At 71.2% G+C, this 22,097-nt stretch carries 15 protein-coding genes and 2 riboswitches; of the genes, 9 read left to right on the top strand and 6 right to left on the bottom strand.

Going from position 1 to position 22,097, the window contains the following annotated elements:
- The first annotated feature begins 6 nt into the window (after positions 1-6).
- Positions 7-1,443, top strand: coding sequence for a cobyric acid synthase (locus tag ACFQW8_RS14530; protein WP_380088460.1), 1,437 nt, complete (start codon positions 7-9; stop codon positions 1,441-1,443).
- A 5-nt stretch (positions 1,444-1,448) separates the two neighbouring features.
- Positions 1,449-2,288: a precorrin-6A synthase (deacetylating) gene (cobF, locus tag ACFQW8_RS14525; protein WP_380088459.1), complete on the top strand. Its 840-nt coding sequence runs from the start codon at positions 1,449-1,451 to the stop codon at positions 2,286-2,288.
- On the opposite strand, the gene ACFQW8_RS14520 is transcribed toward cobF, so the two are convergent.
- From ACFQW8_RS14520 to cobN, 3 genes are read right to left on the bottom strand one after another with little or no spacing between them, the layout of a single operon-like run.
- Entirely contained in the window at positions 2,229-2,918 is a 690-nt protein-coding gene (locus ACFQW8_RS14520) for a VOC family protein (RefSeq protein ID WP_380088457.1), read from the bottom strand. The two genes, cobF and ACFQW8_RS14520, sit on opposite strands and share 60 nt — an antisense overlap.
- Before the next feature lie 31 nt (positions 2,919-2,949).
- Positions 2,950-4,731, bottom strand: coding sequence for a 5,6-dimethylbenzimidazole synthase (bluB, locus tag ACFQW8_RS14515; RefSeq protein WP_380088455.1), 1,782 nt, complete (start codon positions 4,729-4,731; stop codon positions 2,950-2,952).
- Complete coding sequence (gene cobN / locus ACFQW8_RS14510) at positions 4,728-8,360, bottom strand: cobaltochelatase subunit CobN (protein WP_380088453.1); 3,633 nt, start codon at positions 8,358-8,360, stop codon at positions 4,728-4,730. The genes bluB and cobN overlap by 4 nt, the downstream gene beginning before the upstream one ends.
- Positions 8,361-8,420: 60 nt before the next feature.
- Positions 8,421-8,572: riboswitch (cobalamin riboswitch) on the bottom strand.
- A gap of 3 nt (positions 8,573-8,575) precedes the next feature.
- On the opposite strand from cobN, the gene ACFQW8_RS14505 reads away from it, so the two are divergent.
- From ACFQW8_RS14505 to ACFQW8_RS14495, 3 genes are read left to right on the top strand one after another with little or no spacing between them, the layout of a single operon-like run.
- The gene (locus ACFQW8_RS14505; RefSeq protein ID WP_380088451.1) at positions 8,576-9,694 is read left to right on the top strand and encodes a cobalamin biosynthesis protein CobG; all 1,119 of its coding nucleotides are present in this window, start codon (positions 8,576-8,578) and stop codon (positions 9,692-9,694) included.
- On the top strand, positions 9,691-10,362 hold the full coding sequence (locus ACFQW8_RS14500) for a precorrin-8X methylmutase (RefSeq protein ID WP_380088449.1): 672 nt from the start codon (positions 9,691-9,693) through the stop codon (positions 10,360-10,362). Before ACFQW8_RS14505 ends, ACFQW8_RS14500 begins: the two co-directional genes overlap by 4 nt.
- Positions 10,359-11,909: a precorrin-2 C(20)-methyltransferase gene (locus tag ACFQW8_RS14495; RefSeq protein ID WP_380088447.1), complete on the top strand. Its 1,551-nt coding sequence runs from the start codon at positions 10,359-10,361 to the stop codon at positions 11,907-11,909. Before ACFQW8_RS14500 ends, ACFQW8_RS14495 begins: the two co-directional genes overlap by 4 nt.
- A gap of 22 nt (positions 11,910-11,931) precedes the next feature.
- Here ACFQW8_RS14495 and ACFQW8_RS14490 read toward each other — a convergent pair whose 3' ends face one another.
- From ACFQW8_RS14490 to cbiE, 3 genes are all read right to left on the bottom strand, one after another.
- Positions 11,932-13,662 carry an HNH endonuclease signature motif containing protein gene (locus tag ACFQW8_RS14490; RefSeq protein WP_380088446.1) on the bottom strand — a complete coding sequence of 577 codons (1,731 nt, stop codon included), beginning with the start codon at positions 13,660-13,662 and terminating at the stop codon, positions 11,932-11,934.
- A 90-nt stretch (positions 13,663-13,752) separates the two neighbouring features.
- The gene (gene cobM, locus ACFQW8_RS14485) at positions 13,753-14,499 is read right to left on the bottom strand and encodes a precorrin-4 C(11)-methyltransferase (RefSeq protein WP_380088445.1); all 747 of its coding nucleotides are present in this window, start codon (positions 14,497-14,499) and stop codon (positions 13,753-13,755) included.
- Complete coding sequence (cbiE, locus tag ACFQW8_RS14480; protein WP_380088444.1) at positions 14,496-15,710, bottom strand: precorrin-6y C5,15-methyltransferase (decarboxylating) subunit CbiE; 1,215 nt, start codon at positions 15,708-15,710, stop codon at positions 14,496-14,498. The genes cobM and cbiE overlap by 4 nt, the downstream gene beginning before the upstream one ends.
- A 69-nt stretch (positions 15,711-15,779) precedes the next feature.
- Positions 15,780-15,845: riboswitch (cobalamin riboswitch) on the top strand.
- Between the two features lie 84 nt (positions 15,846-15,929).
- Between cbiE and ACFQW8_RS14475 the strand changes: the two genes are divergently transcribed.
- Genes ACFQW8_RS14475 through cobA form a run of 4 tightly spaced genes read left to right on the top strand, consistent with a single transcriptional unit; the run spans position 15,930 to position 22,097 of the window.
- A complete protein-coding gene (locus ACFQW8_RS14475; RefSeq protein WP_380088443.1) occupies positions 15,930-18,020 on the top strand; it encodes a VWA domain-containing protein in 2,091 nt (696 codons plus the stop codon).
- Positions 18,020-18,634, top strand: coding sequence for a cob(I)yrinic acid a,c-diamide adenosyltransferase (gene cobO / locus ACFQW8_RS14470; protein ID WP_380088441.1), 615 nt, complete (start codon positions 18,020-18,022; stop codon positions 18,632-18,634). The genes ACFQW8_RS14475 and cobO overlap by 1 nt, the downstream gene beginning before the upstream one ends.
- Positions 18,628-21,093, top strand: coding sequence for a cobyrinate a,c-diamide synthase (locus tag ACFQW8_RS14465; RefSeq protein WP_380088440.1), 2,466 nt, complete (start codon positions 18,628-18,630; stop codon positions 21,091-21,093). Before cobO ends, ACFQW8_RS14465 begins: the two co-directional genes overlap by 7 nt.
- Positions 21,090-22,097 carry a uroporphyrinogen-III C-methyltransferase gene (gene cobA, locus ACFQW8_RS14460; protein WP_380088438.1) on the top strand — a complete coding sequence of 336 codons (1,008 nt, stop codon included), beginning with the start codon at positions 21,090-21,092 and terminating at the stop codon, positions 22,095-22,097. Before ACFQW8_RS14465 ends, cobA begins: the two co-directional genes overlap by 4 nt.

The following is a 22,097-nucleotide window of genomic DNA, read 5'->3' as shown; positions in this document are numbered from 1 at the left end:
CGCCGGGTGTCGGGACTGCTGGTGACGGGGACGAGCTCCGATGCGGGGAAGTCCCTCGTCGTGACGGCGCTGTGCCGCCTGTGGTCGCGCCAGGGCATCCGGGTCGCGCCGTTCAAGGCCCAGAACATGTCGAACAACTCCATGGTGTGCCGCGACGGGTCCGAGATGGGTCGGGCGCAGTACCTGCAGGCGCAGGCCGCCATGGTCGAGCCCACATCGGTCCACAATCCTGTGCTGCTCAAGCCCGGCAGTGACCGACGCGCGTTCGTCGTGGTGCGGGGGAAGCCCGCCGGGCAGCTCGTCGCGGGTGAGTACGCCACCGGGCGACGGCACCTCGCCGACGCTGCGTTCGAGGCCTTCGAGGAGCTGTCCGCCTCGGTCGACCTCGTCGTGGCGGAGGGCGCCGGATCTCCTGCCGAGGTCAACCTCCGCTCCGGTGACTACGTGAATCTCGGCCTGGCACAGCGTTTCTCCCTGCCTGCCCTGTTGGTCGCGGACATCGACCGTGGAGGCGCGCTGGCGGCCCTGTTCGGCACGTGGGGCCTGGTGGACGATGCCGATCGACCGCTGCTGCGGGCCTATGTCGTCAACAAGTTCCGCGGCGACGAGTCCGTGCTGACCCCGGGCCTCGAGGTCGTCTCCGAACGGACTGGTATGCCGTGTGCCGGCGTTCTCCCGTGGCTCGAGGACGTCTGGCTGGACTCGGAGGACGCCCTGTCGATCGGTCGCTGGCGGCCCTCGTCGGACACCTCGGGCGACCGGCTGTCGGTGGCCGTCGTGCGCTTCCCGCGGACGTCGAACGCCACCGACGTGGACGCCCTCGCCGTCGAGCCCGGCGTTGACGTTCGGGTCACGACAGACCCCGATGTATGCCGTGAGGCCGACCTCCTCGTCCTGCCCGGCTCGCGGGCCACGGTGAGTGACCTCGAGTGGTTGCGGTCGACCGGCTTGGCCGACGTCGTCTCGTGGCGGGCGGCGCACGGGCGCGCGGTGCTCGGGATCTGCGGTGGCTACGAGATGCTGGCGCAGTGGATCGACGACCCGGTCGAGAGTGAGCACGCTGGACGGGTTGCCGGGCTGGGCCTGCTGCCCACGACGGTGACATTCCTCCCCGACAAGGTGCTGGCCCGCCCGACCGGCGAGTGGCGGGGGCACCGGGTCGAGGGCTACGAGATCCACCACGGCGCGGTGTCGGATGACCGAGCCTTCCCCGGCGGGACTGCCTCCGCCACGGTGTGGGGCACGATCTGGCACGGCACCCTCGAGTGCGACGACTTCCGACGTGCCTGGCTCACCGAGGTCGCGGCGACGGCTGGTTCGTCCTGGCAGCCGGACGAGACGGCCCGCGGGTTCGCGCAGCGGCGTGAGGCCATGATCGATGCCCTCGCCGACGCCGTCGACGAACACCTCGACCACGAACTGCTCCTGGAGCTCACCCGGTGAACGCCGTGGCAGCACAGCGCAACCCACGCGAGGTCCGGATCATCGGCATCGGCACGGGCTCCCCCGCCCACGTGACGGGGCAGGCCATCGACGCGCTGCGCGAGTGCGACGTCTTCCTCGTCGCCGACAAGGGCGAGGTCAAGGACGAGCTCGTCGCCGTCCGTCGGCTCATCTGCGAGGCGTTCCTCGACGAGGGGACCTTTCGCATCGTCACGGTGACCGACCCGGAACGTGGGCCGGACGCGCACCGGGACCGGGCGGCATACCGGACCGGTGTGGATGCGTGGCACGCAGCGCGAGCGGAGCGCTACGCCGAGATCATCGACGGTCTGCCGGCTGGCGAGACCGTGGGGTTCCTCGTGTGGGGTGATCCCGCGTTCTACGACAGCACCATCCGCATCGTCGACGCGGTGGCGCAGCGGCTGCCGCTGCGAGTCCGGGTCACCGCCGGACTGTCCGCGATCCAGGTCCTCGCCGCCGAGCACGGCATCGTCCTCAACGGGATCGGCCAACCCGTGCACATCACCACCGGGCGGCGGCTGGTCGACGAGTGGTCACCCGCGCTCGGCACCGTCGTCGTCATGCTCGACGCATCGTTGCGGTGTCGTGAGCTGGTGGAGCGCGCTCCGGACCTGACGATCCACTGGGGCGCGTATCTTGGTCTGCCACAACAGGTCCTGCGCGCCGGGAGGTTGGCCGACGTCATCGACGAGATCGTCGGGGTGCGCGCCCGGCTGCGTCAGGAGCACGGCTGGGTGATGGACACCTACGCGCTCACTCCCGCGTCACCCCTCGACGCACAGGACGCCGGTGTTGCCGTCCTGGTCGGCGATCACGGTGAGTGAGGGCGCGTCGCTGTCATCGACGACGGTCCCGCCCGCGGCAACGACGGCGGCGATCCGCTGCTCGGCAACCTCCGCCGGCACGTAGACCTCGACGTGGAACCGCTGACGGGGAGTCTCGTCCGCGCCGGCCTCGCCGAACCACAGGTTCGGCACGCGTCCCGTGGCGTCCCGGATCTCGTCGCCGGGTGAGCCGTGGCCCTGTGCCTCGGCGTTCCCGGTCAGCAGGGCGGCCCACACCGGCGCGATGGTGCCGGACCTCGCCGTGTCGAGGCCCAGCTCGACGACGCTGACCGAGGTCGGGTCGGCCTTGAGCGTGTGGTCGACGGCGATCTCGGTGATTCGTCGGGCCAGGTCGACGTCCTGCTGGGTCGGCCACTCGATGACGTACTCGGTGCCGTCGTCATCGCGATAGATGGCGTCGTCGGTGACCAGCTTGAGGTCGACACATCCCTTGCCCATCGAGACGCGCGGGTGGTGTCCGAGTGCGTCGCCTGCCTCGCCCAGAGCGGTGACGAACCGGGCGCCGGCGGCGAAGTCGTCGACCAGGTAGCGGGCGTGCAGCCCTTGGGCCAGCTTGCGCCAGTCGGTCAGCCCGGCCGCGGTGATCTCGTCGCTCTTGAGCATGTCCATGCTTCCGGACCCTATCCGTGAACCCGCCCGCTCAGGGCTCCGTCCGAGCCATCTCGCGCCGGGTCCGCAGGCCCTGCAGGACGAGTGATGCCGCTAGGGCGGCGCCGACACCTTCGCCGGAGCGCAGGCGCAGGGTGAGGAGGGGCTCGAGGCCGAGCAGGCCGAGGACCTTGCCGTGGGCGCGTTCGCGGCTCCGCTGCCCGGCGATGAGGTGGGCCTGCACGCTGGGTTCGATGGCGGCTGCGAGGACGCCGGGCAGTGAACCCGCGAGTCCGTCGAGGACCACGGGGGCGCCCGCGTCGGCGGCGCCGAGCACGACGCCGGTGAGCAGGGCGATCTCGGGTCCGCCCAGTCCGGCCAGAAGGTCGGCCGGGTCGTCGCGCCACGAGTCCGCGCGTGCCCCGAACCGCTCGCGAGCGGCGGCCACGGCGGCCTGCTTGCGCTCGACGATGTCGGTGTCGGCCCCTGCACCGACACCGACGGCGTCGCGCGGGGACAACCCCGTCACGACACAGGTGAGGGCCGCGGCAACCGTGGTGTTGCCGATGCCCACCTCGCCCAGGACGACGATCCCGGAGCGTGCAGCGTGCTGCCCGAGCCGCCGTCCGGCGTCAAGGAGCCGGTCCACGTCGGTGCGGTGCAGCGCGTCGGCGTTCACGAGATCCCCGCGGGGCTCGGTGGGGCGCGCATCGATGGCGCCCGGGACGGCCTGTCCGCCCGCAGTGCCCGCGTCCACGACGACGAGGTCCAGTCCGGCGGACCTCGCGCTCATGGCGCCCATCGCGACGCCGGCCACGGCAGCCTCGAGCACGTCCCGCGTGACCCGGTCCGGATAGGCGCTCACGCCCCATGACGCGACCGGGTGGCTGGCGCCGGCGAGGACCACGGTGCCGCCGAGCGGCATACGCCCTCGCCCCAGTGCCTCGACACGGCTCAGGACGCGGTCGAGCACTCCCAGCGACTCGGGTGGTGCGAGGAGTCCGTCGGCCTCGTCGGTCGCCGACACGATTGTCTCCTGCGGCAACCGGTCGAGGTGCGAGAGCGGGTGCGCTGCACCGTCATCAGTCCACCGGTCGCGCATGACGACCTCGTGCAGCGGCATCCGCTTCGACCAGGCAGCCCGCTCGAGCCCGGGCGACGGCGGGCGCTCGTCGGGCCAGCCGAGGCACATCCACCCCATGGGGACGACGTCCTCGGGCAGCTCGAGCAGGCCGGCCAGCTCGGCGGGATCGAAGAGGGTCACCCAGCCCATGCCCAGGCCGCGTGCCCGGGCGGCCAGCCACATGTTCTCGATGGCGCAGGCACACGACCACAGGTCGGCGTCCGGGAAGGTCGCGCGGCCGAGGACGCCACTGGCCGGGGTGCGTCGGTCACAGACGACGACCACTCCGACGGGCGCCTCACGCAGGCCCTCGAGCTTGAGGTCGAGCATCCGGGCAGCCCGGTCGTCGGTCAGCAGCGCAGCCTGGTCCAGGCGTGCGCGGTCGGCGAGGTGGGCGGCCCGGTCGCGGATGCCAGGGTCGCGCACGACGATGAACCGCCACGGCTGCGAGTGGCCCACCGACGGGGCCCGGTGGCCGGCGGTGAGCACCTCGATGAGCAGGTGCTCGGGAACCGCATCGGACCGGAACCGGCGGATGTCGCGGCGGCCGGCGATGACGTCGTCGAGGCTCGCGATCACGCCCGGCTCGAACGCCCAGCCGGACGGGTCGGCGCTGCGCTCCTGGGCGCTCGTCGCGTCCCCGACGAGAGGTGTGGGGCGCGGCCATGACGTCGTGGCCGGACCCGATGGTGTCGTGCGTTCGGCGCTCACTCCTCGAGGTCGCCCTCGACGTCGAGGTAGACCTGACGCATCTGGTCCATGACCTCCGGGTCCGGCTCCTCCCACAGCCCGCGGTCGGCGGCCTCGGAGAGCTTCTCGACGATGCCGCGCAGGGCCCACGGGTTGGCGTGGCGCATGAAGTCTTGGTTGGTCTTGTCGAGGACGTAGTCGTGCGCGATCCGGTCGTACATCCAGTCGGGCACGACACCGGCGGTCGCGTCGAACCCGAAGAGGTAGTCGACGGTCGCCGCCAGCTCGAACGCACCCTTGTAGCCGTGGCGCTGCATCGCCGCCATCCAGCGCGGGTTGACGACCCGGGCACGGAAGATGCGGTTGGTCTCCTCCTGCAGGGTGCGGGTGCGCACGCTCGAGGGAGTGGTGGAGTCTCCGACGTAGGCCTTGGGGTCCGAACCCGTCAGCGCACGAACGGTCGCGACCATGCCGCCGTGGTACTGGAAGTAGTCGTCCGAGTCGAGGATGTCGGACTCGGTGTTGTCGATGTTCTTGGCTGCGACCTGGATGCGCGTGTAGTTGCGCTCCATGTCGTCGCGGGCCGGTGCGCCGTCGAGGTCACGGCCGTAGGCGAAGCCACCCCACACGGTGTAGACCTCGGCGAGGTCCTTGTCGTCGCGCCAGGTGCCCGACTCGACGACCTGGAGGATGCCGGCGCCGTAGGACCCGGGCTTGGATCCGAAGACCCTTGTGCGAGCGCGTCGCTCGTCGCCGTGCTGCTGGGCGTCGGCCGTGGCGTGAGCCTTGGGATAGTTCTGGTCCAGCGGCTCGTCGAGGCCGACGACGAGTGCGACCGCGTCGTCGATGAGGTTGATGACGTGCGGGAACGCGTCGCGGAAGAAGCCCGAGATGCGCACCGTGACGTCGATGCGGGGACGCCCGAGCTCGGCCAGCGGGATCGCCTCGAGACCGATGACGCGGCGGGACTGCTCGTCCCATCGGGGGGTCACGCCGAGGAAGGCGAGGATCTCGCCGATGTCGTCACCGGAGGTCCGCATCGCCGACGTGCCCCAGGCCGAGAGACCGACGGAGCGGGGCAGCTCGCCCTCCTCGTCGAGGTAGCGCTGCAGCAGTGACTCCGCCATCGCGACGCCGGTCTCGTAGGCGAGGCGTGACGGGATCGCCTTGGGATCGACCGAGTAGAAGTTGCGGCCCGTCGGCAGCACGTTGACGAGGCCGCGCAGGGGCGAGCCCGAAGGACCCGCCGGGACGTAGCCGCCGTCGAGGGCGTGGAGCACCATCGGGATCTCACCGGTCGTGCCGGCCAGGCGCGGGACCACCTCCTCGCACGCGAACCGCAGGGAGGCCTCGACGCCGGGATGCCGTGAGCCCAGCTCGGTGGCGACGATCTCCGGCACGGCGGCGACGTCCCAGTCGCGGGCGGACAGCGCCTTGACGAGTCGCCCCGCCGTCTCCTCGGCGGCGTCCGTCTCGCTGGTCGAGGCACCGGTGTCGCTGAGCCCCAGGGCCGTTCGCAGACCTGGCACCCCGTCCTGCTGGCCGCCGAACACCTGACCGGCACGGAGGATGGCAAGAACGAGGTTGTCGAGCCCCTCGCCCGAGGGCGCCTCGCCCAGGACATGGAGCCCGTCCCGGATCTGGACGTCCTTGACCGCGCAGAGCCAGTAGTCGATCTCGCCGACCAGCTTGTCGAAGCCCGTCTCGTCCGGGCGCTCGGTGAGGCCGAGGTCCTGGTCGAGCTTCGCGGCCTGGAGGAGCGTCCAGATCTCACCCTGGAGGGCCGGTGCCTTGGCCGGGTCCATCGCGGCGACGTTGCCGTACTCGTCGAGCAGCTGCTCGAGCCGGGCGATGTCGCCGTAGGACTCGGCCCGCGCCATCGGCGGCACGAGGTGGTCGACGATGGTCGCGTGGGCGCGGCGCTTGGCCTGCGTGCCCTCGCCCGGGTCGTTGACGAGGAACGGGTAGATGAGCGGGACCGAGCCGAGCGCCGCGTCGCTGCCACAGCCGGCGGACAGGGCGAGGTTCTTGCCCGGCAGCCACTCGAGGTTGCCGTGCTTGCCCATGTGCACGACGGCGTGCGCGCCGAACTCCTCCTCGATCCACCGGTAGGTCGCGATGTAGTGGTGCGTCGGCGCGAGGTCGGGGTCGTGGTAGATCGCGATGGGGTTCTCGCCGAACCCGCGCGGCGGCTGCACGAGCAGCACGATGTTGCCGGACTGCAGCGCGGCCGAGACGATCGCGGGCTCGCCGCCTTCGGCCACGGCCGACGAGTCGACGAACAGCTCGCCCGGCGCCTCACCCCACGCCTGCGTCATGCCGTCGCGAAGGTCAGCCGGAAGGGAGGCGAACCACCCGGCATACCGGCTGCTCGGAATGCGCACGTGGTGCTCGGTGAGCTGACCGTCGGTCAGCCACTCGGGATCCTGGCCGCCGGCGGCGATGAGCGCATGGACGAGGGCGTTGCCGGCCGTGGTGTCGAGGGCTTCCCCGTCGCGCGGCTCCACGTCGTCGAGGCCGGGTATGCCGCCCCGCTCGCCCAGGTCGTATCCCGCCTCGCGCATGGCGCGCAGCAGCCGGATGGTCGAGACGGGGGTGTCGAGGCCGACGGCGTTGCCGATCCGGGAGTGCTTGGTCGGGTAGGCGGACAGGAGGATCGCGATCTTGCGCTCAGCTGGCGGCGTGTGGCGCAGGCGGGCATGACCGACGGCGATGCCGGCCACGCGGGCGCACCGCTCGGGGTCGGCGACGTAGTGCGGCAGACCGTCGGAGTCGGTCTCCTTGAAGGAGAACGCCACCGTGATGATGCGGCCGTCGAACTCGGGCACCGCGACCTGGGTGGCGACGTCAAGGGGTGACATCCCCTCGTCGGACTGGCTCCACTCCTCGCGACTCCACGTGAGGCAAAGGCCCTGGAGGATCGGGACGTCGAGCGCGGCGAGGGCCGCGACGTTCCACGAGTCGTCGTCCTCACCAACGGAGGCCGTCGCCGGCCGTGTGCCACCGGCGGCAAGCACGGTCGTGACGATCGCGTCGTAGGTGCCGAGGTGCTCGAGCAGGTCCTCGGGCGCGTCCCGCAGGGAGGTGGCGTAGACGGGCACGCCCACTCCCCCGGCGTCGTCGATGGCGTCAGCGAGAGCATGGGCGAAGTCGGTGTTGCCGGCAGCCTGCTGGGCGCGGTAGAAGAGCACGGCGACGCGTGGGCCGTCGGTGGTCGCCCTGCGCTCCAGCGTTCCCCACCGGGGCAGCTCGATCGGCGGCTCGAACGTGTCCCCCGTCAGCAGCAGGGTGTCGCAGAGGAACGAGTGGAGCTCGCGGAGGTTGTCGGCGCCACCCTGGGCCAGGTAGCGGTGGGCCTCGTGGACGACGCCCGCGGGGGCAGTCGACTCGGCCATGAGGGCTGCGTTGGGGGCTTGCTCGCCGCCGAGGACGACGAGGGGGACACCCGTGGCGCGGATGCGGGCAAAGCCGGAGCAGAGGTCCTGCGGCGAGCCGAGGATGCGGGCCACGACGATGTCGGCACCCTCGATCGCGGCGGCCATGTCGGTGTGGCCCGGGCGGCTGGGGTTGGCCCAGACGTAGTCGGCACCGCTCGAGCGGGCGCAGACGAGGTCGGTGTCGGAGGTCGACAGCAGGGCGATGCGGGGCATGGGCCGTGAGGCTCCTTCCGGGGTTTCCTCGCCCCGTGACGGCTGGACCCGACGGCTTTCGTCGAGCCAGCTGCGACGACGTTCCTGACTGACCCACACCCTGTCGTCGAGACAGGGGCGGGGCTCACAGTGGCGGGACCGTCCCGGATTCGCACCGGGTTCCGTCCTTCGCAGCCGTGGGCAGCCTAACGGTCGGTCGGGCTACTGTGACCGCCGTGTCCGAACGCTCGCCTCTCGACCGATGCCCGGGCCTGCTGCGCCCGTTCGTCGCGGACGACGGCGCACTGGTGCGACTGCGTATGCCGGGTGGTCGGGTTGCCGTGTCCGTGCTGCGCGAGGTGGTCGAGATCGCTGCCGCCCACGGCGCCCCGGTGGTGCAGGTGACCTCACGTGGCAACCTGCAGCTACGCGCTCTGCCGAACCCGCTGCCCCTCGCGGTCATCGAAGCGGTGGAGGCCACCGGGCTGCTGCCGTCGGCCTCGCACGAGCGGGTGCGCAACATCCTCGCTGCCCCCCTGGCGCGCGACCTCGACCCGCTCGTCGCCTCGTTCGACGCAGCCCTGAGGGCAGAGCCGCGGTTGGCGCAGCTGCCCGGGCGGTTCCTCTTCGCGATCTCCGACGCCTCCGCGTCGGTGCTCTCGGAGAGGTGGGACGTGGCCTACCAGCAGACCTCGGAACGATCGGGAACCCTGTATGCCGGTCGGCTCGGTCGCGAGGTCGCTCCGGCTCACGCTGTGCGAGCGATGGTCGACGTCGCCCTGCGCTTTGTCGAGACGGCGCCGGACGGCGCGTGGAACGTGTGTGACCTGCCGTCCGACTCGCCTGTGTTCGAGGGTCTGGAACCGTCCACGGCGGTGGCCGCTGCACCCCTGGTCCCGGGCGTCGTGGGAACCGACCTGGTGGCCGGAGTCCCACTGGGGATGCTCACGCTCCAGCACGTGGAGGCGCTGGCCGAAGCTGCCGACGAGGTCGTCATCACGCCGTGGCGCTCGCTCGTGGTGCCCAGCGGAGCGGCACGCGTCGAGTCATTGCGTTCGGCGGGGCTGGTGACGGAGCCAGAGGGGCCGTGGGCCAGAATCTCTGCCTGTGTCGGCGCCCCGTCGTGCCGGCGCACGACGGTCCCCACCCTCGACCTCGCGCGATCCGCGGCCGAGACGGTGGCGTCCCGACGACTGACGGCCACACAGGACGTGCACGTCGTCGGGTGCGAACGGCGGTGTGGCACAGGAGCATCCGACAGGGTTCTCGTCGCACCGCCAACCGTCGACGACGTGGTCGCGGCTCTGACCACCACGGTCCCCACAGCCACCGCAGCCACTCGAGGAGAACAGTGAGCGAGCACGCAGCGCCCACCCGCCGCTACGACTACGTCACCGAAGGTCAGGAGATCTATCGCCGTTCGTTCGCGATGATCCGCGACGAGAGCGACCTGTCCTCCCTGCCGAGCGACCTCCACACAGTGGCGACGCGGATCATCCACGCGTCCGGCGACGTGGAGATCACTGGTCGGATTGCCGCTCATGCAGGTGTCGTCCGCGCCGCTCGCACGGCGCTCAGGAGCGGCGCCCCGATCATCACCGACTCGCAGATGCTCGCGTCCGGGGTGACCCGTCGCCGCCTCCCGGCCGACAACGAGATCATCTGCACCCTGCGCGACGACCGTGTGCCGGCCCTGGCTGCCACTTGGGACACGACGCGAGCTGCCGCCGCCGTCTCCCTCTGGGGTGAGCGGCTGGAAGGGGCCGTCGTCGCCATCGGCAACGCCCCCACCGCACTGTTCCACCTGCTCGAGGTCATCCTGGACGGCGGCCCACGACCCGCAGCCATCGTCGGCCTGCCCGTGGGTTTCGTGGGTTCGGCCGAGTCCAAGATGGCCCTGGCGGAGCACGTGCTGCCCGACGGCTCGCAGGTCCCGTGGCTGGTCGTCCATGGTCGACGTGGTGGTTCCGCAATGGCCGCTGCCGCGCTCAACGCCCTCGCCACCGAGGACGAGCTCGCGTGAGTGGGACTGCCCAGCCCGGCCACCTCTATGGCGTCGGCGTGGGCCCCGGCAACCCGGGCCTCATCACCCTGCGCGCCGCCTCGCTCATCGGCTCGGCTGACGTCGTCGCCTATCACCGCGCTGCCCATCGGGAGTCGACAGCGCGCAGCATCGCCGCCGACCACATCCGGGCGGGGGTCGTCGAGGAGCCGCTCGTCTACCCCGTGACGACGGGCACCACCGACCACCCGGGGGGCTACTACGGCGCCCTGGCCGACTTCTACGACGAGTGCGCCCGACGCTTCCGGACTCATCTGGCAGCGGGACGCAGCATCGTCTGCCTGGCCGAGGGCGACCCGCTCTTCTACGGGTCGTTCATGTATGTCCACGACCTCCTGCGCGACGAGTTCCCGACCGAGGTCGTCCCGGGCATCACCGCGATGGCCGCGGCCACCGCCGCCGTCGGGTCCGGCCTCTCCCGCCATGAGGACACGGTCACCGTGCTCCCCGGCACGCTGCCCGTACCCGAGCTGGCCCGCCGCCTCGCCGACACGGACGCCGCGGTGATCATGAAGCTCGGCCGCACCTTTGAGGGGGTGCGGGAGGCCCTCCGCCAGGCCGGGCTGCTCGACCGCGCCGTGTATGTCGAGCACGCGAGCCGCTCGGGTCAGCGGGTCGTCCCGGTCCGCGACGTCGACCCCGAGACCGTGCCCTACATGTCCATCGTCATCGTGCCCGGTGAGGACCTGCGAGCCGATGCGGCTGGACGAGCGTCCACGGACGGCATACGCGAACCTGTCTCCGCCACAGGCGAGCCCAGCATCGGAACGGTCCATGTCGTGGGCCTCGGACCTGGCCCGGACAAGTGGCTGAGCTCGGAGGCGAGCGACGTCCTCAGCCGGGTCCAGCACGTCATCGGCTACGCGCCCTACGTGGCCCGCGTGCCCCAACGTCCCGGCCTCACTCGGCACGCCACGGGCAACACCGTCGAGGTGGACCGTGGCCGCCACGCCCTCGACCTCGCCCTCAAGGGCGACGACGTCGCCGTGGTCTCCGGTGGTGACGCCGGTGTCTTCGGCATGGCTGCCGCAGTGTTCGAGGCAGCCGAGGCAGCGATGGTCGACGACGAGCGATACGCCCAGGTGCCGATCACTGTGGTTCCGGGGATCACGGCCGCACATGCAGCGAGTGCGCTCGCTGGCGCCCTGCTGGGCGCGGACCACGCGCTCATCTCGCTCTCTGACAGGCTCAAGCCGTGGGACGTGCTGCTCGACCGGCTCACCTCGGCTGTGCGGTCGGACCTCGCTGTCGCGCTCTACAACCCGCGCTCCCGCAGCCGCCCGCACCAGCTCGGCGAGGCACTCGACGCGGTCCGTGAGGTGGCGCCTCCCGAGCGCGTCGTCGTCGTGGCCCGGAATGTCGGTCGTGATGGCGAAGAGCTCAGGGTCACGACCCTCGGGGAGCTCGACCCGGAGTCTGTCGACATGGGCTGTCTCGTCGTCATCGGCGCCTCCAGCACGCGCGTCTCGCCGACTGGCCGGGTCTGGACTCCTCGCTGGGTCGACTGACCTGCCTGACTCCGCAAGGGGCTCAAAAGGGGATGACTTCGGGCTGTCCGGACGGGCGGGGTGGGAGGTCGATGCGGTAGCGCTCCCAGTCGGTGCTGTGGTCGAGGTCGATCGTGGGTGGCGCTCCGCCATAGGTGTTGCCGTCGATGTCGAACGAGACCGAGTAGGCGCGGGGGTTGCGTGGGATGTCGTGGGCGTCGAGAAGGTCGATGAGCTCTTCTTCGAAGGTGGTGGGGATGTCGGCGGGGTTGGTTGCGGCTCGCCCGAACGTCTCAAGGTCGCGACGGGTGTGTCCGGCGGTGACGAGGTGCAGGTGGTCGACCGGCCAGGTGGTGGTGGACAGTCCGGTGGGGTCGGTCCAGCTGGCGGTGCCGTCGGGGTGGAGCTTGACGGTCCAGCCGTCGCGTTGCTTGATGCGGTGGTGTCGCCGGCACAGGCACATCAGGTTCATCGCGTTGGTGGGACCGATTGGCCAAGGTCGGACGTGGTCGAGGTCGCACTGGCGGACGGGCACGGCACAGCCGGGGAAGCGGCACGACCCGTCGCGCAGCCGGATCAGCCGGGCCATCGGGTCAGGCACGCGGTAGGAGTCGCTGAAGTCTTCAGGCGGTGCATTGCTCGCGGGTGGTGCGTTTCCGCGTTCGCGGGCCCTCTCACGAGCCCGTTCTCGTGCGCGTTCGCGGGCCCGGTGCGCGCGACGGGCGGCGCTGTTGCCCCGAGCGAACGCCTTGGGGACGTGACCGTGCACCAGCGCGCCCGTGACACCGTCGCAGGTCAGGTCACGCTCCGGGTCAGAGGTGCGCGCGGCCTGGAGCCAGTCCCGGCGCACGAACGTCGTGCCCGGTGCACCGAGCCCACCGACCTCGACGAGATCTCCAATCGAGCCAGAGGCGGTGGCGGAGCCGGAGGCGGTGGTGGTGGTAGGTGTGGTGGCGTGAGGCGTGTCGCTCGCCGACGCCTCGTCGTCGGCGGCGCGGGTGGTGTGGACAATGACCTTGACGTCGGAATGTTCCAGGATCAGCTCCATCATCGCGTCGGCGCGGGCGAGCTCCAAGGAGTCGGCCTGGTTGTCACGCACGAGCTGGCGGGCACGCTCGGTGACGGCGGCCCACGCGGTCCGCGCCTGCTCCACCTTGAAGTCACCACGCCAATGGTCCGTGCCATGGACCCCGGTGCGCCGGGTCAGTCCGCGACGGGCGCGTTCGTCCTGCGCGTGCGCGGTCACCGCGTCCGGGTCGACCTGCGCCGCCGTGCGCGCCAGCAGCCGGCGCAACGGGCCGGTCGTCAGCTGCCCCCACACGTCCTTGACCCGGTCCACGACCTCCGCCGCCGATTCCGGGGACAGGAACTCGGTCTCCTCCGTCACGACCCTGGCCCGCCGCTTGTCCAGCTCACCCGAGGCCATCGCATCGACCACGGCCGGGGTGTGGGTCAGCTGACGGACAGCATCCAGGACCCGGTTCGCCGCGACATGGACAGAACACCCCAACCGGGGCGCAGCCAGCTCCGGGGCATCCAACCGTTGGTACCCCAACCCGTGGTGGACCTCGACCGACGTGCCGTCCTCCTGCACGTGCGAGCCCCGCGCCGACAGGTGCGCCAACGCCACCGCCTGCCGCGCCGACGCCGCATCCTTCTCCCGCTGCGCCGACTCGATGACATCGAGCAGCTCCTCGGAACTCAACTGATCCGCGGACGCCCGCAACGCGGCATACCGACCCTCCAGGGCGGCGGTCGCAGCGGTGCTCTCCATGCCTCGATTCTAGTCGAACATGAGTTCTAGGATCAAGTCCTGCTGGAGCGAATTCCGCTCTGCTGCAGGCGAACACGGAACCTTCAGCATTCAGTGGAGACCGCGCACGCGAGTTCCGTAGAGGTGGCTCTCGACGAAGTCCTCTGCCTCCAGGGCCCACCCGACGATGATCACCGCGGCCTGGCGCAGCCCCGCCTCCTCCACCTGATCGGCGATGTCGGCGAGAGTGCCGCGGAGGATGATCTCGTCGGGATGCGTGACCTGGCAGCCCACGACCACCGGGCAGTTCGCGCCATAGTGCTCGGCCAGCTCCGACGCCAGCCGACGGGTGTGCCGGATGGCCAGATGCAGGACCAACGTCGCCCTCGTCGCTGCGAAGGCCGCAAGATCCTCCCCCGGCGGCAAGGACGTCGAGTCCCGCTGCGCCCGGGTCAGTACGACCGTCTGGGCGACCTCGGGCACAGTGAGCTCACGCCCGATGGCAGCGGCCGTAGCGGCATATGCGGGGACACCAGGAGTGACGTCCCACGGCACGCCGGCGCGGTCGAGGCGGCGGGTCTGCTCAGCGATCGCCGAATAGATCGACGGGTCTCCGGAGCACAGCCGCGCGACGTCCTTGCCGGCCTCGTGCGCCGTCACCAGGTGGTCGGTGATCGTGTCGAGGTCGAGTCGCTGGGTGTCGATGAGCTCGGCCCCCCCGGGGCAGTGGGACAGCACCTCCACGTCGAGATAGGTCCCCGCATACAGGCACACCGGAGCCTCGCTGAGCAGCCGGACGGCGCGCAGCGTGAGCAGGTCGGCAGCACCCGGTCCGGCGCCGATGAAGTGAACGGTCATGACACTGCCTTGGTGACGGACCACTGGACGATGGGACGAGCGGGCTTCCAGGAAAGATGGCGGCCCAGCGGCTCGGCGCGTTCGATGCTGACGCGGCGCAGGTCCCCTCCGTGGCGACCCTGCGCCGCGACGACGAGGGCCTCGGTGTCGAGGGTGACGCAGTGGACGACGAGTCGCCCGAAGGGTGCGAGAGCATCCCAGGCGGCGTGGATGAGCGCCTCGGTCGCTCCTCCACCGATGAACACAGCCTGGGGAGAACGCAGTTCGTCGAGGGCCTCCATCGAGTCACCCTCTATGACTGTGATCGGGACACCGAAGGTCGCAGCGTTCTCACGGACGAGCTCGGCCCGCCTTCCATCTCGCTCGACGGCGTCGGCACTCGTGCGCGGAGCCGCGAGGCACCACTCCACCGACACCGATCCTGAACCCGCGCCGAGGTCCCACAGCCGCTGTCCGGCCATGGGCCGCAGGGCCGCGACGGCCAAGGCCCGGACCTCGCGCTTGGTGATCTGCCCGTCGTGGGCGAAGGCATCGTCGGGCAGACCCGGGCTCGAGCCCCAGAGCGCAACGCCGTCAGGGACCTCGAGCGCGACGATGTTGAGAGCGGGTATGCCGTCCGCACCCGGCATGATCCCCAACGCCAGTTCTCCCGCGGCACAGGTGAACCGACTCTCCTGTGCCGTGCCGAGATCGCCGAGCACCGTCATCGACGTCTTCCCGAGTCCCAGGTCGACGAGCATCCGGGCCAGCTCAGCGGGAGTCGCAGCACCGGCCGACAGGGCCACGACCCGAGCGCGCGGCGCAAGGTGACGCCGGACGGCATACACACTGCGTGAGACCAGCGAGACGACGTCGGTGGACTCACTCGACCAACCCATGCGAGCACGAGCCAGCGCGACCGACGACACCGCCGGGTGCACGCGCACGTCATCGGCCCCGAGCACACGCAGCAGCGTCGACCCCACGCCCGACACGAGCGGATCTCCGGTGGCCAGGACCACCACCCCGTCCGGGCCGAGCTCGCCGAGGAGGTCCGAGAGGCCGGGCAGCATCGGCGAGGGCCACACCCGCCGCTCCTGCCCCTCGTCCGGAGGCACGAGGTCAAGCAGTCGAGGCGATCCGACGAGAGTGCGGGCGGCGGCAATGCGCTGCCGATGGGCGGGTGGCAGGGCGTGAAACCCCTCGGCTGGCACCCCGACGACGTCGATCACGGCGCTCACTGTAGACACACCACCGCCCCGCCGGCGGCGCCGTGCCATGATGGCGCCGGTCCCCCGCGAGGAATACCGGTGCAAGTCCGGAGCGGTCCCGCCACTGTGATCCCGACCCGTCGGGAGAGCCAGGACGTCGTCGGGGACTCTCGTGTCGGTCCCCCGATGCGTGCCGGCACTCAGGCGAGCGTGGTCACTCGCCTCAAGGAGATTCCTCGCGTGACGCACTACCCCTTCACCGCGGTCGTCGGGGCCGACGATCTCTCCCTCGCCCTCATCCTCATCACGGTCTCCCCCAGCATCGGGGGCGTGCTCGTGCGCGGCGAGAAGGGCACCGCGAAGTCGACGATCGTGCGCGGTCTCGTGGACCTGTTGCCGCCGCACGCCGTCGTCGAGGGCTGTCGCTTCGCCTGCGAACCGGGGAACCCTGACCCCACGTGTCCCGATGGACCTCACGGCACCACTGACGCGGCGACTTCCCGGCCAGCGCGCCTCGTCGAGCTGCCCGTCGGGGCGACCGAGGACCGGGTCATCGGCTCCCTCGACCTCGGCAAGGCCCTCGGCTCCGGTGAGGCGGCGTTCCAGCCCGGGCTGCTCGCCGATGCCCACCGCGGGATCCTCTATGTCGACGAGGTCAACCTCCTCCACGACCACCTCGTCGACCTGCTCCTCGACGCCGCCGCCATGGGGCGCAACACGGTCGAGCGCGACGGCGTGTCGATCAGCCACGCCGCTCGACTGGTCCTCGTCGGCACGATGAACCCCGAGGAGGGCGAGCTCCGCCCGCAGCTCCTCGACCGCTTCGGGCTGACGGTGGAGGTCGCGGCCAGCCGCGACCCGCTGCTCCGGGCCGAGGTCGTCCGCCGTCGCCTTGCCTTCGATGCCGACCCAGTCGGCTTCGCCGAGGGGTATGCCGCCGCGCAGCGCGACCTCGCGGACCGGGTCGCCGCCGCGCGGACCGCTGTCGGACACGTCGAGCTGAGCGACCGCTCGCTGGCGACGATCGCCCGCGTCTGCGCCGGCTTCGAGGTCGACGGGATGCGCGCCGACATCGTCACTGCCCGCGCCGCGATGGCTCATGCGGCCTGGCACGGCCGTCCGTCGGTGACCCGCGAGGACATCAGGGTGGCGGCGATCTTCGCGCTGCCGCACCGTCGCCGCCGCAACCCCTTCGACGCGCCGGGCCTCGACGAGGACCTCCTCGACCGCCTGCTCGGTGACGAACCGGACGACCCGGGGCCGGACGGCGACCCCGAGGGACGCACCCACGACGTGGACGGCGACGCCGACCCCGTGCCCGACCCGGGAGCTGCTGCCCCTGCAGGCACGCAGGACCAGCCGCAGGACGACGGATCCCGCGAGCCGGAGCCGTCGCGCGCGGCCGATGGCAGCCCACAGACACCCGAGTCCCGTGACGAGGCAGCAAACCCCGTCCCCGACAGCGAGGCACCAGCCGTGGTTCCGGTCGGTGTCGCCGCGGCGGGGACGCCGTTCCGGGCTCGGGCCTTCACCCTCACCGGCCTGGGGACCGGAGAGTCGGGACGTCGTAGCCGCGCCGTCACCGCGACCGGCCACACCATCGGGTCGTCCACCACCGGGCGCGGTCGGCTTCACCTTCCCGCGACGATCACGGAGGCCGCGCGCCACCGCGGGACGCGGGGGGCGGCATACGGACGGCTTGTCCTCCTGCCCGGGGATCTCCGCACGGCGGTCACTCAGGGCCAGGAGTCCAATCTCGTTCTCCTCGCGGTCGATGCGTCCGGCTCCATGGGTGCACGGCGCCGGATGGAGGAGGTCAAGACGGCCGTGCTTTCTCTGCTCCTGGACGCCTACCAGCGGCGCGACCGCGTGGGACTGGTGACGTTCCGCGGCCAGGGAGCGGAGGTGGCCCTGCATCCGACGTCGTCCGTCGAGGCCGCGGCCCGCTCGCTCACGACCCTGGCCCACGGCGGGCGCACCCCGCTTGCCGAGGGACTGCTCATGGCGACCAAGGTGCTGGCGCGAGAGAAGCTGCGTGACCCGAAGCGCCGCCCGCTGCTCGTCGTCGTCACCGACGGCCGGGCCACGGCAGGACCCGACGCCCTCGATCGCTCGCGCACCATTGCTGACGCATGGGGCCGCACGGGGCACCAGTCGGTCGTCATTGACGCCGAGACCGGCACGTTCCGCCTTGGACTGGCCGCCGACCTCGCGGCGCGCATGGGTGCGACACACGTCCCCCTCGGGGAGGTCGCAGCGGGAGCGATCGTCGAGTCGGTGACGACCGCGCGCGAGGCGTGGCGAGCAGGTCGCGGCGGAAGGGCTGCCTGATGGTGCAGGGACAGGTTCCTGTCACGGCCGCAGACGGGCTCACCACGCGACAGCGGCGCAACCGCCCGCTCCTCCTCATCCATGGAGGCAAGGGGAAGGGCAAGTCGACGGCCGCGTTCGGGCTGGCGCTGCGCGGCTGGACCCAGGGCTGGTCGATCGGTGTCTTCCAGTTCGTGAAGTCGGCGAAGTGGCGCATCGGCGAACAGAGCGCCCTCGAGGCGCTGAACCGTCTCCACCTGGAGACCGGTGAGGGTGGACCGATCGAGTGGCACAAGATGGGCGCCGGGTGGTCCTGGTCGCGCAAGGCCGGGTCCGAGGCGGACCACGCCGCAGCCGCGCAGGAGGGGTGGGCCGAGATCCGACGGCGCATCGAGTCGCAGACGCACGGGCTCTATGTCCTCGACGAGTTCACCTATGTCCTCAAGTGGGGTTGGGTCGACGTCGAGGAGGTCGTGGCGGTGCTCTCGTCACGGACGGGCTTCCAGCACGTCGTCATCACCGGACGCGACCCGCACCCCAGCCTCATCGCGATCGCGGACGTCGTGACGGAGATGACGCAGGTCAAGCACCCCTTCGAGCAGGGACAGAAGGGGCAGAGGGGCATCGAGTGGTGAAGATCCCGCGGGTCCTCATCGCGGCCGCTGCCTCGGGTCAGGGCAAGACGACGGTGGCCGTCGGTGTCATGGCGGCCCTCACGCGCGCCGGCCGCGTCGTGGCGGGCGCCAAGGTCGGGCCGGACTTCATCGACCCCGGCTACCACGCGCTGGCAACGGGTCGTCCCGGCCGCAACCTCGACCCGTGGCTCCAGGGCGAGGACCGCATCCTGCCGCTGCTCCGGCACGGCGCCCAGAGCCCCGCACCCTCCGACCTCACCGTCATCGAGGGCGTCATGGGGCTCTTCGACGGCCGGTTGGGCAGTGACGGCTGGGCATCGACGGCGCACCTGGCGACCCTGACGAGCAGTCCTGTCATCGTCGTCATCGACATCTCGTCGGCAGCCCGCACCGTCGCGGCTGTCGTCCACGGGTTGCGCGGCTTCGACCCCGAGGTCCACGTCGCCGGGGTCATCCTCAACAAGGCCGGATCGTCGCGTCACGCCGACGAGGTGCGGCGCAGTGTCGAACAGCTCGGCACCCCTGTGCTGGGCGTGCTTCCCCGAGATGCTGGGGTGAGTGCGCCCTCACGCCACCTCGGACTAGTCCCGGCAGCCGAGCGACCGGAGGCGGCCGCGGCACTCGAGCGGCTGGCGGAGCAGACCGCGGCATACGTCGACCTCGATGCACTGGTCGAGATCGCCTCTGCCGCACCCGATCTCGACACTCCGACATGGACTCCGACGACCTCGGATGCGCTCTCGACGGCCACACCCCGGCGCGTCGCCATCGCTGGCGGGCGCGCGTTCACCTTCCGCTACGCCGAGACCGAGGAGCAGCTGCGCGCCCTGGGATGCGAGCCGGTGCCCTTCGACCCGGCTCTCGACACTGCCCTGCCGTCCGGCACCCAGGGCATCTATCTCGGTGGCGGCTTCCCCGAGGTCCACGCTGCTGCGCTGTCGACCAACATGCGACTGCTCGCCGACGTGCGTGACGCGGTCCTCGCCGGCGTCCCGACAGTGGCCGAGTGCGCGGGCCTGCTCTATCTCGCGCAGGCGGTGGACGGGCACGAGCTCGTCGGCGCCGTCCCCGCGACCGCTGCGATGCACCCACGCCTGACCCTGCGATACGTCACCGCCGTCGCGCCGGAGGACACCCTGCTCGGCCCTGCCGGCACTCGGGTGCGCGGCCACGAGTTCCACCGAACCCGGACCACGCCGGATCGAGGCGACAGGGCGGCGTGGCTGCTCGACGGCGCAGCAGAGGGGTGGTCGCTCGACCCGGCCGGGACGGGCTCGCCCACCGTGCACGCCTCCTACCTCCACACCCACTGGGCCGGCCATCCCGAGCTGGCCCTGAGCTTCGCCAATGCCGTCCATGGCGGCGAGACTCGTTCTCGCACAGGGCTCCTCCACATCACACCCCGCACCTGTCACCGGTCCGAGCCCGACGTGACCGACCCGCTCGAGCACCACGGCGACGCCGAGACCGACCCCTCGTTGGTCGACCTCGCGGTCAACGTGCGCCTCTCGACGCCGCCCCCGTGGTTGGCACGGCGCCTGCGCGACACGATCGGTGACCTCGCGGCATACCCCGATGTCTGCGGTGCGCGGAGCGCGGTCGCTCGCAGGCACGGAGTCGAGCCCGACATGGTGCTCCCGACGAGTGGCGCCGCCGAGGCGTTCGTCCTCCTCGCGCGGATGACCCGCGCCAGGCGACCGGTCGTCGTGCACCCCCAGTTCACCGAACCCGAGGCTGCCCTGCGGCGAGCCGGCATCCTCCCCGAACGCGTGGTCCTCGACGCTGTCGACGGATTCACGCTCACGCCAGACCTTGTGCCCGCCGACGCCGACCTCGTCATCATCGGCAACCCGACCAACCCCACTGGCGTGCTCCATCCCCGTGGCACCCTCGGGGCTCTGCGCTGCCCCGGGCGCTTGCTGGTGGTCGACGAAGCCTTCATGGACACCGTTGCGGGAGAGGGCGACTCACTCATCTCTCCCGAGATGGACGGCGTGCTGGTCCTGCGTTCGCTCACCAAGACCTGGGGTCTCGCAGGACTACGGTCCGGGTATGCCGTCGGCTCACCCTCCGTGATCGCCGACCTGGCCCACCACCAGCCGCACTGGTCCGTGAGCACGCTGGCCGCGACGGTCATGGAGGCCACCTGCAGCATGGCGGCGATGAGCGAGGCCTCGGCTGCCGTCGCCGACACGACGCAGTGGCGGGAGCACCTGCTGGGTGGGCTTCGTGGGCTCGGCCTGCACCCTGTCGACTCCCAGACGTCGTTCGTCCTCGTCGACGTGGGCACCGGTGTGCGAGAGGCGATGCGGGCGCGCGGCTACGCGTTGCGTCGCGGCGACACCTTCCCGGGTCTCGGACCGCAGTGGGTCCGCATCGCCGTGCGCGACCCCCAGACGATCGACGGCATGCTCCGCGAGCTCGCCACTGTGCTGACCTTTGAGGAGCGCACCGCATGAACCTGACTCTTCCCATGGCCCCCGGCGCGAGGGTCCTCATCACCCGGCCGGGGCAACGCGTCGCTGAGACCGTGCACTCGCTCAGCGACCAGGGCGCTCAGGTCACAGTCGTCCGCCTCGAGGAGACGGACGAGCTCACGCTCGCCGTTCTCGACGACCTCACGGGCCGCCGGCTCGCCACGGTGGTGGAGGACGCACTGAGCGCGGAGTTCGACGTCGTGTTGCGCGACCCCCTGACCTCCTTGGTGAGTTCCCCCCGAGCTCACGGGACTCATGACAGGGGGCGGGTCACCCTCGTCGGTGGCGGGCCGGGCTCGGTGGACCTCCTCACGGTCGGTGGGCTGCGTGCCATCCGCGACGCCGACGTCCTCGTCTGCGACCGACTCGCCCCGTTGTCCGTCCTCGCCGAGGCCGGGCCCGACGTCGAGGTCATCCACGTGGGCAAGATTCCGCGCGGCGCCTTCACCCCACAGGAGTCGATCAACGCCCTGCTCGTCGAGCATGCCCTTGCCGGCAGACACGTCGTCCGCCTCAAGGGCGGCGACAGCTATGTCTTCGGGCGCGGAGGCGAGGAATGGAACGCCTGCGTCGCGAACGGCATACCCGTCGACGTCATCCCAGGGGTGACCTCAGCCGTTGCGGTGCCCGCCCTCGCGGGGATACCACTCACGCACCGCGGCATGACGCAGGGATTCGTCGTCGTCTCGGGTCACGTCGGCCCCCAGGACGAGCGCAACGAAGCCGACTGGAGTGCCCTAGGCCGCAGCGGCCTGACCATCGTCGTCCTCATGGGAGTGGCGGCTCTGGCAGAGATCGCCGAGACCCTCATCGAGCACGGCATGGACCCGTCGACGCCTGCCGCCTGCATCGCTGACGGTGCCATGCCCAGCCAGCGCTCGGCCCGGGCGACCCTCGGCGACATCGCCGACGTCGCGGCCGCGCGGGACCTCACTCCCCCGGCCATCACCGTGATCGGGTCCGTCGTGTCGGCCCTCGAGGACTGA

This window comes from Knoellia altitudinis (genome assembly GCF_042666355.1).
GTDB classification, from domain to species: Bacteria; Actinomycetota; Actinomycetes; order Actinomycetales; family Dermatophilaceae; genus Knoellia; species Knoellia altitudinis.
The sequence above is the reverse complement of the archived record's forward strand: the minus strand, read 5'-3'. Positions and strand labels throughout refer to the sequence as shown.

Bases quoted from the DNA above. Each gene is read 5' to 3' on its own strand.
- ACFQW8_RS14520 (WP_380088457.1), bottom strand. From the start codon at position 2,918: ATGGACATGCTCAAGAGCGACGAGATCACCGCGGCCGGGCTGACCGAC.
- cobN (WP_380088453.1), bottom strand. From the start codon at position 8,360: ATGCCCCGCATCGCCCTGCTGTCGACCTCCGACACCGACCTCGTCTGC.
- ACFQW8_RS14490 (WP_380088446.1), bottom strand. From the start codon at position 13,662: ATGGAGAGCACCGCTGCGACCGCCGCCCTGGAGGGTCGGTATGCCGCG.
- cobM (WP_380088445.1), bottom strand. From the start codon at position 14,499: ATGACCGTTCACTTCATCGGCGCCGGACCGGGTGCTGCCGACCTGCTC.
- cobO (WP_380088441.1), top strand. From the start codon at position 18,020: ATGGTGCAGGGACAGGTTCCTGTCACGGCCGCAGACGGGCTCACCACG.
- cobA (WP_380088438.1), top strand. From the start codon at position 21,090: ATGAACCTGACTCTTCCCATGGCCCCCGGCGCGAGGGTCCTCATCACC.